We start from the raw sequence: 15,239 nt of genomic DNA on the forward strand, positions 1-15,239 counted from the left end.
GTCGAAACGCTTCACCTCCAGGACCGGGCAGCTTTTTCCGTCAACAGACCCGCCAAAGCCCCGCCCAGTGTCAGGGTCACCAGCACCGGGGCGGTCTGCATCTGCCAGAAATATTCCAGAAACAACTCCAATGTCGCAATCACCGCTTCGCCCGGCCCGTCATAACGCAAACTGGCCGAGCGCATGAACATCTCGCGCAGCGCAAAAAGCAGCAATCCGAAAAACGTGATCTGAACCGAGGTGCGGAACCCGTTGCCAAGCGCCGCATAATAGCCATGGCCCGCGCGGCCTCCCATCACATACCAGCCCTGCCACAGGCCGATCCCCGCGATCGAGGCCGGGAAATAGGTGGCAAGCTGACCCTCGGGGAACGTATCCGTCACCAGATAGGCGGCGCCATAGCCGACACCGGCAAACAGCAATGCCGCCACAAGTTTGGCCGCTGTCAGCATCCTAAAGCGGCCTTGTCACGGTGATCTGCGTGACATCGCAATTGCCGAAATGAAATGTTGCGGCGCAGGAGGTAAGGTAGAAATTCCACATCCGGCGAAACCTGTCGTCAAAACCCAGGGCGGCGACCTCCTCCCAGCGTGCGTTGAACGTATCATACCATCTTCGCAGGGTCTGGGAATAGCTTTCGCCGAATTCGATCGACCTCGTGACCTTCAGACCCGCTTTCTCCACTTCGGCCCGCAACGCGGTCGGTGAGGGCAACATGCCCCCGGGAAAGATGTATTTCTGAATGAAATCGACACCGCGTTTATAGATTTCCCATCGCCGGTCCTGCACCGTGATGATCTGAAGCGTGGCATGCCGCCCCGGTTTCAGCCGGTCTTTCAGGCTTTTGAAATAGACCGGCCAGTATTTCTGCCCCACCGCCTCGAACATCTCGATCGAGGCGATCCCGTCATAGCTGCCGCGCTCATCGCGGTAATCCTGCATCCTGATCTCGACCCGGTCGCTCAGCCCAAGGCGTTCCATCCGTGCCACCGCATAATCATGCTGCTCTTTCGAGATGGTCAGCCCGGTGACTTTCAGCCCCCGCTCCCTCGCGGCATATTCCGCAAACCCGCCCCAGCCACAGCCGATCTCCAACACATGATCGCCGGGCCGCGCGCCCATCTCATCCACCATTGAGGCGTATTTCTGCATCTGCGCCACCTCAAGCGCCTCCTGCCCGGTGCGGTAAAGCGCCGAGGAATAGGTCATCGTATCATCCAGCCAGAGCCCGTAAAACGCATTGCCCAGATCATAATGGTGCGAGATGTTCTTCCGCGCCTGCCGTTTTGAATTTGACTGCATCCAGAACCGCATCCGCTCATAGGCGCGCAGCAGTTTCAGGCCCAGAAACCCGTCATAAATCTCGTCATTCTCCGCATGGGCCAGATCCATGAACGCCTGCAGATCGGGGGTCGACCACCAGCCATCCAGATAGGCCTCGCAAAATCCCAGATCACCCTCGCGGATCAGACGGGCAAAAATATCCGGGTTGTGGATATCCAGCTTTGCCACCGGCCCCGGCCCTGCCCCTTCGGCCCGAAACACGCGCCCGTCAGGCAGGCACATATCCAGACGGCCATTGGCCATCGCCCGGGCCTGTTCGAAAACCGCACCGAAATAGCGGGGCAGGTCAGCCTCTCCGGCGGTGGTGGTTTTGACTGTCATCGCATCTTTCCATTCCGATCCGGTCATCCTGCGCGAAACACGCCCCCCGGCTCAAGCTGATTTGTTTGTCTGTGCTGCGGGCGGCCCGTCAGAACCCCCGGTTTTCATAAGCGCTCAACGCCCGCGCCCGGCCCTCGGCCAGCCCCACAACCGGCGCCTCCGGGTAAGGATCATCCGCGCCCATGCCCCAGGCCTGCGGGATCGCCTCGAAATACGACAGCGCCTCGGCTCCCGGATCGGCGCTAAGCTCGGCCACCCATTTACGGCGATAAAGCCCCTGTTGGTCGAATTTCTCACTCTGGGTTTCCGGGTTGAAAATGCGGAAATAGGGGGCGGCATCGGGTCCTGATCCGGCGACCCATTGCCAGCCCATGGCGTTCGAGGCCGGATCCCAGTCCACCAGACAGGCCTCGAACCAGTCGCGCCCGATACGCCAATCGGTCATCAGATGTTTGGTAAGATATGAAGCCACCAGCATCCGCGCCCGGTTATGCATCCGCCCGGTGACATACATCTCGCGCAGGGCCGCATCAATCACCGGCAGGCCGGTGCGCCCGCGCCGCCAGGCTTCGGCCTCCGAATTGTCGCCGCGCCAGGGAAACCCATCCCATTCCGCGCGCCAGTTGCCATGGGTGATATGCGGCGTGTGAAACACAAGATGATAGGCGAAATCGCGCCAGATCAGTTCTTTCAGAAAATGCTCCGCCCCCGGTTCGCCGCGCAGCATTGCGCCCTGCCCCGCATGCCAGCAGACGCGCGCGCTGATCTCGCCATAGGCCAGCGGCTCGCTCAACCCCGATGTCGCGTCCTGATCCAGAAAATCCCGCGCCACCTTATAGGCCCCGATCCGGCTGTCCAGAAACCGGTCCAGCCGGTCCTGCGCCGCGGCTTCACCAAGGGTCAGATGCGGGCGCACCACCCCGGCCCCGCGCCCCATTGCCGCCGCCATATGCCAATCTGCCAGATCGTCACTTGCAGGCCAGATCTCCGGGAAATTCAGCTTCGGCACCGCCAGAGGCTCCGCCACCTCGCGCCCGCGCACCGCCCGCCAGAACGGCGAATACACCCGGTAAAACCCGCCGGTCCCGGTCTGCACGGTCCAGGGTTCAAACACCACATGGCCCGGATGGCTGACCGCCTCCAGCTCATCGGCCTTCAACCCGGCCTTCACAGCCTCGTCACGGGCCTTGCTGTCGGGGTCATATAAACGCGCCCAGTGCACCGAGCCCGCCCCGGTCTCGGCCACCAGCGCGCGCAACACATCCAGCGCCCGCCCCCGGCGCAGGATCAGCCGGCCACCCTGCCCCGCCAGCACCTCTGCAAAACGGGTGACCGAAAGCGCCAGACGCCATTTCGGCGCCGGTTTGTGGCCCTCCACCACCTCATCAAGAATGAACACCGGGATCACCGGGCGCCTGGATGCACAGGCCGCCACCAAAGCCGGGTTATCCGCCAGACGGAAATCCCGGCGCATCCAGTAAATGATCGGCCTGGGGGTCATCTCACCGCCTGTTTCAAGCTCATGATCCATCTAGCGCGGTGCCCCATAATTCAAGCCCCCGCTTCTCTGCTTGAAAAATATCCCCGCCGGAGGCGAAGCCTGAGCCTGGCCCGCAGCGCGGGCCAGGCGAGGGGGAAACCCTGCGCGCGCCAGCGCGCTCAATAGCCCAAAACAACCGGGGCAGTCAGGCGCTTACATCAACCACAACACGGCCACGCACACCGCCTTTCAGGATCGCCGCCCCAAGTTCAGGCAAATCCGCCAGCCCGGCGGGGTGGATCATCGCCTCCAGCTTGTCCATCGGCAGATCGCTGGCAATCCGCGCCCAGGCCCGCACCCGGTTGTCATAGGGCTGCATCACACTGTCGATGCCCAGCAGGTTCACTCCACGCAGCAGGAACGGGATCACCGTCGCCGGAAGCCCGGCGCCCCCGGCCAGACCCACCGCCGCGACCGAGCCGCCATAATACACCTGCCCCAGCACCCGGGCCAGCATCGCCCCGCCAACCGCATCGACACAGCCCGCCCAGGTCTCGGCCTCCAGCGGGCGTTTCACGGTCTCGTTGATCTCTTCGCGGGCCACGATCCGCGCTGCGCCAAGCTCTTTGAGATAAGCCTCCTGTTCAGGCCGCCCGGTGACACCGGCCACCTGATAACCCAGATTGCCCAGTATCGCCGTCGCGACCGAGCCAACGCCGCCTGCGGCGCCGGTCACCAGAACCTCGCCCTTTTCAGGTGTCAGCCCGTGATCTTCCAGCGCCATCACCGCCAGCATCGCGGTGAATCCGGCGGTGCCCACCGCCATGGCCGACCTTGTGCTCAACCCCTCGGGCAGGGGCACCAGCCAATCGGCCCTGACCCGGGCCTTTTCCGCATAGCCGCCCCAATGGGCCTCGCCCACGCGCCAGCCGGTCAGAACCACCTTGTCGCCCGGCGCATAGCGCGGATCATCCGAGGCCTCGACCGTTCCGGCAAAATCAATCCCCGGCACATGGGGGTATGTGCGCACCAATCCGCCCCCCGGCCCGATGCACAGCCCGTCCTTGTAATTCAGCGTGGAATATTCAACCGCAACCATCACCTCGCCCTCGGGCAGGCGCTCATCGCCGATCTCCTGTACCGCGGCGCTGGTCTTGCCGCTTTCCTCATCCTTTTCCACGATCAGGGCCCGCATCATCTTTCTCCTTATTCAATCCAAAATCTGTCTCGCACCACCGCATCACGGGGGCCGTCCTGGGTCATCACCTGCAATTCCGTATCCGGCTCCCAATGGGTCATCCGCACCATGCCGATGGCCACACCGCCGCCGAAATCCGGTGACATGGCAGCCGAGGTCACCTGCCCCACCCGCTTGCCCGCCGCCATCAGCGGCCAGGGCCGGTCGCAAAGCGGCAGGGTATCACCCGCAATCGCAATCGGACGGACCTGTTGCACCGGACCTTCGCGCGCCACCCTGAGCAGGGCATCGCGACCGATGCAGCCAACTGCGGTCAGCGTGTCGCAGAACCGGCCCAGCCCGCATTCATGGGGGGTGTTGGCCAGGGTCATGTCATTGCCATAGCTCAGCAATCCGCCCTCGATCCGCTCGATCCCGTTGGGGCAGCCCGCGCGCACATCCAGATCGCGCCCCGCCTCCATCAGCGCATTCCAGAGCGGCATGCCGATATCGGCGTCATGCACGTAAATCTCGAACCCGCCCTGTTTCGAATAGCCCGATCTGGCCACCACCAGGTAATGGCCCTGAAAATCGAAATATCCGAAACGGAAGAAACGCAGGTCGCGCACCCCGTCACCGAACACCCGGGCCACCAGATCATCGGCGCGCGGCCCCTGGATCGCCAGCGGCGACACATCGGGTTCATCCACCAGCACATCCAGGCGAAATCCCTGCGCCACGCCCTTGGCCCAGAGCAGAAGATCGCTGTCGGCAATGGAAATCCACCACCGGTCCTCGGCCAGTTTCACCGCAACCGGGTCATTCAGCATGCCGCCGGTTTCATCGACAATCGGCACGTAATAACACTGCCCCGGCAGCATGCCGCGCAAATCGCGCGGGGTCAGCATCTGCATCAGACGGCCCGCATCGGGGCCGCGCAGTTCCACCTGCCGCTCGCAGGCCACATCCCAAAGCTGCACCGCCTCTTTCAGATGGTGGTAATCCTCCTCCAGACTGCGGAAACTGGCGGGCAGCAACATCCGGTTATAGACCGAATAGGCGGTGACCCCGGCAGCCTCGACCCCGTCTGAAAACGGTGTGCGCCGCACCCGGCGGGAGGTTGCGAGCACCGACATCAGATCACATCCGGCATGAAGGGCAGATCCGTGGATCCGGGATCCGCGCCTGCCGCCGTCAACATCGCATGGACCTGACCGCGATGATGGGTCTGGTGATTGAACAACTGCATGATGCACAGCGCCCGGGGTTTGCGCATCTCACGGCCCGTCATCCCGGAAAACCAGACAAGATCGCCGGTCAGATCATCCGGGTCCAGCCGCGCGGCCCAGCCTTCGATCCGCGCATCCGTGGCCTTGCGGTCCCGTTTCAGGGCCGACCAGTCGTCAAAAAAACCGGCGCTGTCGTTGATCCCGCAATCCGGGGCCGGGCCATCGTCAAACCGGCTCATCCAGGACAGGTCACTCCAGAGAAGATGGGAGAATGTGCCCTGGATCGAGCCGAAAAAGGCCCCCCGATCCTGCCTGCGGGCGGCATCGTCCAACATGTCGGCAGCGCCAAACAGGTTCTCGTTCTGCCAGATATTGTAGCGCGCCATGGTATGGCACCAGCCCGGTGTGATCATCTCCGCCCTCCTGCCGATCCTGACCAGTCAATCGCACAGATTTCCGCCGATTTGCCGCCGAAATCCCAGACCCGCCCGAAATCCCGCACTTTGGATTTCAGACCAACCGCCGCGATGATATCGGGCCCCATCCAGTATTTGGAATTCGACACCATCACCGGATGATCCGGGCTGGCACCATCCAGCATCTCGATCTCGCCCTGGATTTTCCGGCCCACATACAAGCCGCGTTTCCGGCCTTCGCGCACGATCTCCACCTTTTCGCGTTCGGCCCCCACGATGTCGCTGACCAGCATGGTGAACAGCCCCGTGGTGCCCCCCGCCGCGCCCGAGAAGATTTGCAGGATACCGTTATAGGCTTTCTCGCTGGCGCGATCATCCACATAGGCCGCCACCTGCCAGCCGCCTTCGGCCATCCGGCCCGGTATCTCGACCATCAGGCCCACATTCAGACCCGCCAGATCCTCCCCCTCATAATGGCCCTCGTCGATGGCAATCGCCATCCAGGCCTTGCAATCGCCCTCGGTGGGCGGATGTTGGCCCAGCGAGACCACACAGGGGCAAAAGACCGTGCAGGAACAGTTGAGGAACAGCTCCCCCCTGATCGCCCAATCCGTCGGCGTCATCCGCCGCCGCTTGGGGTTGGTCTCCATCCGGCTGTCGATCCGCTGGCTGACCGGCAGACGGTCCGCATCGGGGCGTTTTCTGGGGGGCATTGATCTCTCCCTTATCCTTGGAAAAACGGGCTGACAAAAACGGCGACCCCACTTAAGATCAGGCACAGGCCAAGGGGTCTGGTCAGGCGCTGACCGATCTGGGGCAGCTTTTCCAGCACCATGAAAAACGTGGCAAGACCCATCCACAGCAGGCTCATCATCCCGCCCACGAAGCCAAGCGCCATGAAGCCCCAGCAACAGCCCGCACAGAACGCGCCAAGGCCCAGCCCCATCCGCAGCCCGCCGCCGAAGCCTGGGCGCCAGTGACCCAGAAAATAGCTCATCGGGCTGAGGCAGACACCGTGGCAGATCTCTTTCGCGCGGGTGAACTGGAAAGCCCCCACAACCAGCAGCAAACCTGCCGACACCCAAGGCGAGCGGGCGATCCCCAGCATGTCAATGACACCCCCGAACAGCAGCGCCAGTTGCACAGCCGTGATCAGTGCTGCGAACCCGATCCAGACCAGCGCATAGCCCAGCACAAGCCCCAGCCAGCCCGCGCGCGATCCGGTCGCGCTTGATATCAGATCATCATAAACCCGCAATGTCGGTACAAGCGTCGGCAGCATCATCGCCGCCATCATGATCGCCCACATGCCGAACAGCGGCCAGAACTCGGCCATCGGCATCGCCATATCCATCCGCGGGTCCATCGCCGCCATCCGCGCGGCCATCTCATCGGGGCGGCCGATCAGATCCAGCCCCATGCCGGTGGACATGGTATACATCACCCACCAGGCCCAGAGGATCAGGGCGAAAAAGCCCAGCCACATGACAGAACGGATCGAGAATTGCGTCACATCTGCCCCTCCCAAGGCAAGACTCACCTTGCCATCCTTAATGTCAGAGCTTTAAATGTCTGACAAATGAAAATCGACCCCAACAGTTCCGCCGATCTCTCGGCGCAGATCGCCAAGGCGATCCGCGATGCGATTGTCTCGGGCGCGCTGATCGTTGATGCCCGTCTGCCGTCGGAGGCAGAGCTGGCCGAACAGTTTCAGGTCTCCCGGCCCACGGTGCGCGAGGCGCTGAAACGGCTGGCGGCGCAATCGCTGATCCGCACCCAGCGCGGGGCCTCGGGCGGGGCGTTTGTGAACCGGCTGTCTTATGAACAGGCCTATAGCCAGCAGATCACCACCTCGACCCTGCTGCTCAGCATGAATTCGGTGGGGTTTGACACCGCCTGTGAGGCCCGGTTTGCGCTGGAACGCGCCTGCGCGCCCCTGTCGGCCAGGCGCCGCAGCGCCGATCATCTGGCCACCATGCGGGCCGAGATTTATCGCCAGTCACAGCCGGGCCTGACCGATGAGGCGTTCTGCGCCTCGGATGTGGCGTTTCACCGGGCGCTGGTCGACGGGGCCGGCAACCCGGTGCTCAGCTATCAACTGGCCGGCGCGGTCGAGGCGATGCAGCCGCTGATGAACATGATCACCTTCACCGCCCGCTCCCGCGAGGCCATCCTGGCACTGCATACGGGCATCACCGATGCCCTGGACGCCAGGGATGGCCGGACCGCTATGAGGCGGCTGGAAGAACTGGAAACCTACACCAGGGATCTTGGGCAATCGGTCATGTCCGCGCGGGCCGGGCAACGCCCCGCCTGAGCGGTCTGTTTTCGCTTGCGGGGTTGGCCGGGCTTTCCTAACCTGCTGTCTGGTTTGCCACCTCTTTCACCCGCATGAGGATTTCCCACCATGACCCACCGCCTGTTGCTTGGCACTGCCGCCGCATGCCTGATCGCCCTGCCCGTCCTTGCCCAGGATGATGACCTGCTGGTTTTTGATTATTCCGGGTTCGAGGATGCCTCCTTTCATCAGCCCTATATCGACAGCCATGGCGAAAGCCCCACATTCGTGTTCTTCGGCGATGAAGATGAAGCGTTTCAGCGGCTTGTCTCGGGGTTTCAGTCTGACGTGACCCATATCTGCGCAGGCTCTGTCCCGCGCTGGCAGGCCTCGGGGATTATCGAGCCCTGGGATGCCGCCACTATCCCCGCCTTCGGCGATCTCGACGGGTCGCTTGTGGGGGAGGATGTGATGTCCGGCTCGGCCGATCTGTTCTTTCTGCCCACCGATTACGGATCAACCGCGGTGACCTATAACACCGATGAGGTCAGCGCCGATCAGGTCGCTTCGCTTCAGGTGTTCACCGATCCGGGGTTTGCCGGGCGTCTGTCGATCCCCGACAATGTGGATGATGCCTATGCGCTGGCCTATCTGGCCACCGGTGTCAGCGACTGGTCAGACGTCACCGATGCCCAGTTCGAGGCTGCCACCGACTGGCTGCGCGAGATCCATGAAAACCTGCGCACCTACTGGACCGACCCCGGCGAGCTGGGCCAGTTGATGGGATCGGGCGAGGTTCTGGTGGCCTGGGCCTGGAACGAGGTGCCGGTCGCACTGGCCGATGAAGGGTTCCCCGTCGGGTTTGAACGCAACACCGTTGAGGGGACATCGGTCTGGCTCTGCGGCTATGTGAACATGGCGGAGGCACCCGGTGATGAAGCCAAAGCCTATGATTACGTGAATGCGCTTCTGTCGGTCGCCTCGGCACAACCGCTGATCGAGGGCGGCTTCGGCTCGGCCAACACGGTGGCGCTCGCCTCGCTTGGGGACGCCACATTGGAGGCCAACGGGTTGGGCGCGGTCACCGTGCCGGTTCTGGCACAATTGCCGATCTCGAACGAACAGCGCCAGCGCCAGGCGGAAGCGTTTGAGCGGATCAAAGCCGGGTTTTGACCCGGCGGAAGAGAGACCGCCCCGCGTTTTGAACACGGGGGTGGGTGAAACGGGGCACAGGGCATCACCGGGATGAACCGCTGGACATGCGCGGTGTTTCTACAGCATGCTGCCTTAAACCTGAGACATCGCGCATCACAAATGTCCCGAGAACGCGAAGCGTGGCAGGGTATTTGTGATTCAAGTTTAAGACAGGGTGCTTTAGGGCAGCGCCCGAACCGAGGGGTGGGCGAGAAGCGCCCGCCCCCGCCCTCAATCCGCCCCCGCAGCGGCGTTATCGGCCTCGGCTTCCGCCAGTATCCAGCGGCGGAACGCCTTGATCTTGGGCACATTGCGCCGGGCTTTGGGGTAGATCAGCCAATAGCCCCGCCCATCCGTCACAACCAGATCAAACGGCTGCACCAGACGTCCGGTTTCCAGCTCATAGCGAAAGAACCGGGGCGTGAACATCGCCACCCCCTGCCCGGCCATCACCGCCCGGGCCTCGGTGACCTGCGACCCAAGCTGGCTGCCGACCCGCGTCGTCAGATCCGGGGTCGAGACACCGGCCTGATCAAACCAGAACCGCCAGAAAGAATCTGTCGGGTCGATCATATGCATGTCCAGCAGATCGGCCGGGTTGAGGGTGCCCCCTGCCCGGGCCAGCAGATCCGGGCTGAGCATCGGGGTGAATTCGCACGGCATCAGAAAATCCGCCTCCAGACCCGGCCAGTCGCCCTGGCCATAGCGGATCGCCAGATCAACCTCGGACCGGGCAAAGTCAATATTGTCGGGGTTTGCATCCACCCGCACCGCCAGATCGGGATGGGCCATCTGGAACCCGCCGATCCGCTGCGCCAGCCAGTTGCTGGCAAATGACGGCAATGTGCTGATCGAAAGCGTGCGGCCCAGCCTGTCCTGCCCCGTGCCATAGGTGATGCGCAGCTTTTCAAAAGCCTCGATGGTGGGCGCGGCCAGCTGGCGACCGATCTCGGTCAGGACCACCTTGCGCGGCTGGCGCAGAAACAGCGGCGCGCCGATCCGCTCCTCCAGCACCTTGATCTGATAGCTGACCGAGGCCTGGGTCATCGAAAGCTCAGCCGCGGCGCGGGTGAAATTCTCATGCCGGGCCGCAGCCTCGAACACCCGGATCGCGGCGAGCGGCGGCATGGCGGACGGGTTATGCATAGATTCTCCTTATGCCTATATCCCTGCATTCAATTTGTAAAAAAGGGCAACAGGTTTCATCTTTTCCTCAAGGCATCAATAAAACCTATAGCATTGGAGATCAGATATGTCCCGTCATGAAATCAAACACGGCCTGCCCCGTCTGGCCCGCCGCTTTGGCCGCGCATTCGGGGATGTGATCGCCCGGGGCCATGCACACGATGTCGACAGCCTGTCGGACCATATGCGCCGCGATATCGGCTGTGACCCCGTCCGGCGCTGCCGTTGAGACAGATATTTCCCGGGGCCCGGCCCTGGCCATGGCAGGCTGCAGGCGCTTGAAAACCGGGCCTGCCCCGCCTATATTCGGGACGTTCCGGCAACGGAACTATGGACATAAACGCGCTCGTCATAAGCGGATCGGACCCGGGGGCGGTACCCGGCGGCTCCACCAAATCTCCGTCATTTGCGGATCATGGGGCCGAAACAGGATCGACGAACGTCTAAAGGGGTTAGCTTTGTCCCGGTGAGGTACCACCGTTATCGGTCCGAAACGTACAGTTGCAAATGACAACCGTGCTCCGGCAATGGCTCTGGCAGCGTAAGCTGCTTAAGTCGCCGACTTTAAGCCCTTGCACCTAGCCGTGTAAGGCGGGGTTCGCAGGCACCTGGCAACAGAAGCCTGCACTTTCACCTTCTCGCCTGACAACGCGCCTTTCGCCAAGGCGAAAGATTCTGGGGCAACACAAGCCCGCACTTCCCCCCATTCGCTTGATGAACCGGGCTGGAATTCGCACCATATATACATTGTGCAGAGGGCCGCGCCCGAACCGAGGGGTGGGCGAGAAGCGCCCGCCCCGTGGGGGCGGTACGGGCGCTGCCCGGCGGTGCCGCCTGGCGGGAGGGTGATGTGGGGTAGCGCTGAAGGGCTGACAGGGCATCGGTGATTCAGATGTAAGGCGGGGCGCCGTCATGACCCGATCCACCCCGCAAGTATCGCAGCAATAAACGGCATGCCTTTCCTGCAGGAGAGCAAGACGCGGCCCGCACCCGCTTTCCTTCCGAAACGAATCTTCTATGGTGAGGGCAGAGATCGCCACCCGGGGATGACATGCCTGATACACAGCCGGAGTCCATCGCCTATGGCCGCCTGATGCATCGTGCGATGCGGGGGCTGATCCAGACGGTGTTGCAGGATGTGGCCGATCATGGCCTGCCGGGGGAACATCATTTCTTTGTCACCTTCGATACCGGCCATGCGGGGGCAGAACTCGCCCCCTGGCTGAAAGAGCGCTACCCCGAGGAGATGACGATTGTCATCCAGCACTGGTATGACGCGCTTGAAGTGGATGATGAAGGGTTCTCGATCGCCCTGAATTTCGGCGACAACCCGGAATCCCTGCGCATCCCGTTCGAGGCGATCCTGACCTTCGTGGACCCGTCGGTGGAATTCGGCCTGCGCTTTGAAACCAACACCAGCGGCGAGGATGACCCCGAGGATGACCCGAGCCCGCCCGAAACACCTGACGACCCGGAAGATACACCCGAAACCCCGGCGCCAAAAGATGCCGAGGTGGTCAGCCTGGACCGGTTCCGCAAAACCCACTGATCTGCCGCTGCGCGCCGCAAGAGACAATTGCTGGCAGCGGCCATTCGAGTGACAGGTGTCCCTGCGGCGTCAACGGATCGCCGAAACACACGGCCCGAACCTGTCGGCGGGCCTTTGATCTTGCCAAACCCGCCCGGTCATGGCCTGTGGCATTTGAAGTATTCTCTCCAAAGGGCATCTCCCCGATATGTCGAATGATTTCCGGCTGTTCATGACCCAGCTTCTGAAACGCCCGCATCAGGTTGTGGCGCTGGCGCCGTCCTCGGAAGGGCTGGCGCGCGAGATGGCGGCGCGGGTTGACCCCGAAGATGGCCCGGTGATCGAACTGGGTGCGGGGACAGGCAAGATCACCCGGGCCATTCTGAACCGGGGCCTGCCGGCGGAACAGCTTCATTCGATCGAGATGAACCCGGAATTCTGCACCCGTCTGTGCGACAGGTTTCCGGGGCTGAATGTGCACCAGATCTCGGCAGGTGATATCGGTGCCCTGCCGGTGGAAAATGCACAGGCCGTGATCTCGGGCCTGCCGCTTCTGTCGATGCCTGTGGCGCTGCAACACGCGATTTTGACCGGCACGGTGGCAAAGCTTCGGCCCGGGCGGGACTATGTGCAATTCACCTATGGCCCAAAACCGCCGATCACATCCGCCGTGCGCAATGACCTGGGGCTGATCTGGGAAACAAGCCCGAAAATCTGGTGGAATATGCCGCCCGCCCGGGTCTATCGGTTCCGTCAGAATATCACGCCGACTGGCCCAACGGGATAGATGCTGCGCTATTCTGGCCGTTGCGCCGGGCACCCGGCCCGCGCTATGCCCCAAGACAATGACAGACCCTATGGAGGCCAGGATGACCGCAACCCGTACCGAGACCGACAGTTTTGGCCCCTTGGAGGTTCCCGCAGATAAATACTGGGGCGCACAGACACAGCGTTCCGTCATGAATTTCCCAATCGGCTGGGAAAAGCAGCCGGTGGCGATTGTCCGCGCCCTTGGGGTCATCAAACGCGCCTGCGCCGAGGCGAACAAGGCCAGCGGCAAGCTGGAGGCCGGGCTGGCCGATGCGGTGGTCGCCGCCGCGCAAGAGGTGATCGACGGCAAGCTGGATGATAATTTCCCGCTGGTCGTGTGGCAGACCGGGTCAGGCACCCAGTCGAATATGAATGCCAATGAGGTGATCGCAAACCGCGCGATCGAGATATTGGGCGGCGAGATCGGCGCGAAATCTCCGGTGCATCCGAATGACCATTGCAATATGGGTCAATCCTCCAATGACACTTTCCCGACGGCGATGCATATCGCCACGGCGGTGACCGCCCATGAGGTTCTGATCCCGGGGCTGGAAAAACTGCACCGGGCGCTGGAGGCAAAGATCAAGGCGTTCGAGGGCATCATCAAGATCGGCCGGACCCATACCCAGGATGCCACCCCCCTGACGCTCAGCCAGGAGTTTTCGGGCTATGCCCATCAGGTGGCCATGGGCATCAAACGGGTCAAGACCGCCCTTGGCGGCATCTGTGAACTGGCCCAGGGCGGCACCGCTGTGGGCACGGGGCTGAACACATCCCCCGGATGGGCCGAAGAGGTGGCCGGCAATATGGCCCGGATCACCGGCCTGCCCTTTGTCACCGCCCCCAACAAGTTCGAGGCGCTGGCCGCCCATGACGCAATGGTGGAGATATCGGGCGCGCTGAAAACCGTTGCGGCCTCGCTGTTCAAGATCGCCAATGACATTCGCCTGCTGGGGTCCGGCCCCCGGTGCGGATTGGGGGAGTTGATCCTGCCCGAGAATGAGCCGGGATCCTCGATCATGCCGGGTAAGGTGAACCCCACCCAATGTGAGGCGCTGACCCAGGTTTGTGCCCATGTGATGGGCAATGATGCGGCTGTGGGCTTTGCCGGGTCACAAGGGCATTTCGAGCTGAATGTCTATAAGCCGATGATGGCCTATAACGTCTTGCAATCCATGCAGCTTCTGGGTGACAGCGCCGGGGCCTTCACCGACAATCTGGTGGACGGGCTGCAAGCCGATGAGACCCGGATCGACAAGCTGATGCGCGAAAGCCTGATGCTGGTCACAGCCTTGGCCCCGACCATCGGCTATGACAATGCCACCAAGGTCGCCAAGACCGCCCATAAGAACGGCACCACCCTGAAAGAGGAAGCCATCAAGCTTGGCTTTGTGGATGCCGAGACATTCGAGGCCGTGGTGCGCCCGGAAAACATGGTGGGGCCCAAGTGAGCAGCATCGCCAGTTTCAGCAAGGCGCGGAAAGCGCGGGATCGCAAGGCAGACAAGGCCCGCGCCGATGCCAATGCAACCCGTCATGGCCGGACCAAGGCCGAACGGATGCTGGAGGCCACACGGGATGAAAAGGCCCGCCAATTGCTTGACGGGCATGAATGCGACAGTGAATGACTGCCCGGCCCCGCAAACGATCACTGACATTGCGGGGGCACCGCACATCGGTCTCGCTGGAGGATGCGTTCTGGGATACGTTTCAACAGATCGCATCCGCGCGCGGTATCTCGGTCAATGAACTGGCCAGTGAGATCGATGAGGCGCGGGGCATGGAAAGCGGGCTGGCCTCGGCGATCCGGGTGTTTGTGCTGCGCGAGGTAACCGCGCGTTAACCAGGATCTGCGAGCATGGCGGCATGTCGATGATGAACCTGCCGCCCCATATTTCGCCTGAGGCTTTTCTTGCGGATGTCTTTCAGTCCAAGGCCGTGCGCGACGGTAAGGTGATCCGCCGCAGCCTGCGGGATATTGAGCGCTATATCGGACGCCCGGCCTTTGTGGCGGAGTTGAAAAGACGCGGGTTTCGGGCGGTCGAGAATGCGGGCCAGATGATTGTTTTCTGCAATCAGGAACCGGTGCGTATCGTCCGATAGGATGGCCGAAAAACACCTGTTTTTCGTGTGGAATTCGCGAGAATTCCGGATGCCTTTCAATCCGGCGCGCTGGAAAACTCCAGTTTTCCAGACGGAATTCTCGAGAATTCCAAAAATTACCCGCAAACAGCCTCAGTGACGAAAGACCTTCCCTGATATCCGGTCTCGGGAAAAC

General features: G+C 62.3%; 18 protein-coding genes and 1 other RNA gene. 10 read left to right on the forward strand and 9 right to left on the reverse strand.

Features of this window, described 5'->3' with window-relative positions:
- Positions 1 to 11 precede the first annotated feature (11 nt).
- The 8 genes from E2K80_RS07940 to E2K80_RS07975 form a co-directional block, all read right to left on the reverse strand.
- Entirely contained in the window at positions 12 to 452 is a 441-nt protein-coding gene (locus E2K80_RS07940; RefSeq protein ID WP_135374334.1) for a TrgA family protein, read from the reverse strand.
- Between the two features lies 1 nt (position 453).
- Positions 454 to 1,665, reverse strand: coding sequence for an SAM-dependent methyltransferase (locus E2K80_RS07945; protein ID WP_135374336.1), 1,212 nt, complete (start codon positions 1,663 to 1,665; stop codon positions 454 to 456).
- 88 nt (positions 1,666 to 1,753) lie between these two features.
- A complete protein-coding gene (locus tag E2K80_RS07950) occupies positions 1,754 to 3,166 on the reverse strand; it encodes a cryptochrome/photolyase family protein (RefSeq protein ID WP_135376517.1) in 1,413 nt (470 codons plus the stop codon).
- A 184-nt stretch (positions 3,167 to 3,350) separates the two neighbouring features.
- Positions 3,351 to 4,343 (reverse strand): acryloyl-CoA reductase, encoded by a 993-nt coding sequence (acuI, locus tag E2K80_RS07955; protein WP_135374338.1) that lies wholly within the window; start codon positions 4,341 to 4,343, stop codon positions 3,351 to 3,353.
- Between the two features lie 8 nt (positions 4,344 to 4,351).
- Positions 4,352 to 5,458, reverse strand: coding sequence for a dimethylsulfoniopropionate demethylase (locus tag E2K80_RS07960; protein WP_135374340.1), 1,107 nt, complete (start codon positions 5,456 to 5,458; stop codon positions 4,352 to 4,354).
- On the reverse strand, positions 5,458 to 5,964 hold the full coding sequence (locus E2K80_RS07965; protein ID WP_238475688.1) for a DinB family protein: 507 nt from the start codon (positions 5,962 to 5,964) through the stop codon (positions 5,458 to 5,460). The genes E2K80_RS07960 and E2K80_RS07965 overlap by 1 nt, the downstream gene beginning before the upstream one ends.
- Complete coding sequence (locus E2K80_RS07970; protein WP_135374342.1) at positions 5,961 to 6,680, reverse strand: DUF1326 domain-containing protein; 720 nt, start codon at positions 6,678 to 6,680, stop codon at positions 5,961 to 5,963. Before E2K80_RS07970 ends, E2K80_RS07965 begins: the two co-directional genes overlap by 4 nt.
- Before the next feature lie 11 nt (positions 6,681 to 6,691).
- Positions 6,692 to 7,453: a DUF2182 domain-containing protein gene (locus E2K80_RS07975; protein ID WP_135376519.1), complete on the reverse strand. Its 762-nt coding sequence runs from the start codon at positions 7,451 to 7,453 to the stop codon at positions 6,692 to 6,694.
- A 93-nt stretch (positions 7,454 to 7,546) separates the two neighbouring features.
- On the opposite strand from E2K80_RS07975, the gene E2K80_RS07980 reads away from it, so the two are divergent.
- Positions 7,547 to 8,284, forward strand: a complete 738-nt coding sequence (locus E2K80_RS07980) for a FadR/GntR family transcriptional regulator (protein ID WP_135374344.1) — start codon at positions 7,547 to 7,549, stop codon at positions 8,282 to 8,284.
- Positions 8,285 to 8,374: 90 nt separating this feature from the next.
- Positions 8,375 to 9,418 carry an extracellular solute-binding protein gene (locus E2K80_RS07985; protein WP_135374346.1) on the forward strand — a complete coding sequence of 348 codons (1,044 nt, stop codon included), beginning with the start codon at positions 8,375 to 8,377 and terminating at the stop codon, positions 9,416 to 9,418.
- Between the two features lie 252 nt (positions 9,419 to 9,670).
- Here the strand turns inward: E2K80_RS07985 and E2K80_RS07990 are convergent, their stop codons facing one another.
- A complete protein-coding gene (locus E2K80_RS07990) occupies positions 9,671 to 10,585 on the reverse strand; it encodes a LysR substrate-binding domain-containing protein (protein ID WP_238475689.1) in 915 nt (304 codons plus the stop codon).
- A 106-nt stretch (positions 10,586 to 10,691) separates the two neighbouring features.
- Between E2K80_RS07990 and E2K80_RS19085 the strand changes: the two genes are divergently transcribed.
- The 8 genes from E2K80_RS19085 (at position 10,692) to E2K80_RS08025 (ending at position 15,064) form a co-directional block, all read left to right on the forward strand.
- Positions 10,692 to 10,853 carry a hypothetical protein gene (locus E2K80_RS19085; protein WP_168193133.1) on the forward strand — a complete coding sequence of 54 codons (162 nt, stop codon included), beginning with the start codon at positions 10,692 to 10,694 and terminating at the stop codon, positions 10,851 to 10,853.
- A 45-nt stretch (positions 10,854 to 10,898) separates the two neighbouring features.
- Positions 10,899 to 11,253: a transfer-messenger RNA gene (gene ssrA, locus E2K80_RS07995) on the forward strand.
- Between the two features lie 422 nt (positions 11,254 to 11,675).
- Positions 11,676 to 12,173 carry an SspB family protein gene (locus E2K80_RS08000; RefSeq protein WP_135374350.1) on the forward strand — a complete coding sequence of 166 codons (498 nt, stop codon included), beginning with the start codon at positions 11,676 to 11,678 and terminating at the stop codon, positions 12,171 to 12,173.
- A gap of 187 nt (positions 12,174 to 12,360) precedes the next feature.
- Positions 12,361 to 12,939 (forward strand): class I SAM-dependent methyltransferase, encoded by a 579-nt coding sequence (locus E2K80_RS08005; RefSeq protein WP_135374352.1) that lies wholly within the window; start codon positions 12,361 to 12,363, stop codon positions 12,937 to 12,939.
- A gap of 82 nt (positions 12,940 to 13,021) precedes the next feature.
- A complete protein-coding gene (gene fumC, locus E2K80_RS08010; protein WP_135374354.1) occupies positions 13,022 to 14,413 on the forward strand; it encodes a class II fumarate hydratase in 1,392 nt (463 codons plus the stop codon).
- Positions 14,410 to 14,589 (forward strand): DUF4169 family protein, encoded by a 180-nt coding sequence (locus E2K80_RS08015; protein WP_135374356.1) that lies wholly within the window; start codon positions 14,410 to 14,412, stop codon positions 14,587 to 14,589. The genes fumC and E2K80_RS08015 overlap by 4 nt, the downstream gene beginning before the upstream one ends.
- Positions 14,586 to 14,804 carry a ribbon-helix-helix domain-containing protein gene (locus E2K80_RS08020; RefSeq protein WP_135374358.1) on the forward strand — a complete coding sequence of 73 codons (219 nt, stop codon included), beginning with the start codon at positions 14,586 to 14,588 and terminating at the stop codon, positions 14,802 to 14,804. Before E2K80_RS08015 ends, E2K80_RS08020 begins: the two co-directional genes overlap by 4 nt.
- Positions 14,805 to 14,827: 23 nt before the next feature.
- Entirely contained in the window at positions 14,828 to 15,064 is a 237-nt protein-coding gene (locus E2K80_RS08025) for an N-(5'-phosphoribosyl)anthranilate isomerase (protein ID WP_338014589.1), read from the forward strand.
- The last annotated feature ends 175 nt before the right edge of the window (positions 15,065 to 15,239 follow it).

Origin of the sequence: Rhodophyticola sp. CCM32 (assembly GCF_004751985.1) — a bacterium.
Classification (GTDB): Bacteria; Pseudomonadota; Alphaproteobacteria; order Rhodobacterales; family Rhodobacteraceae; genus Rhodophyticola.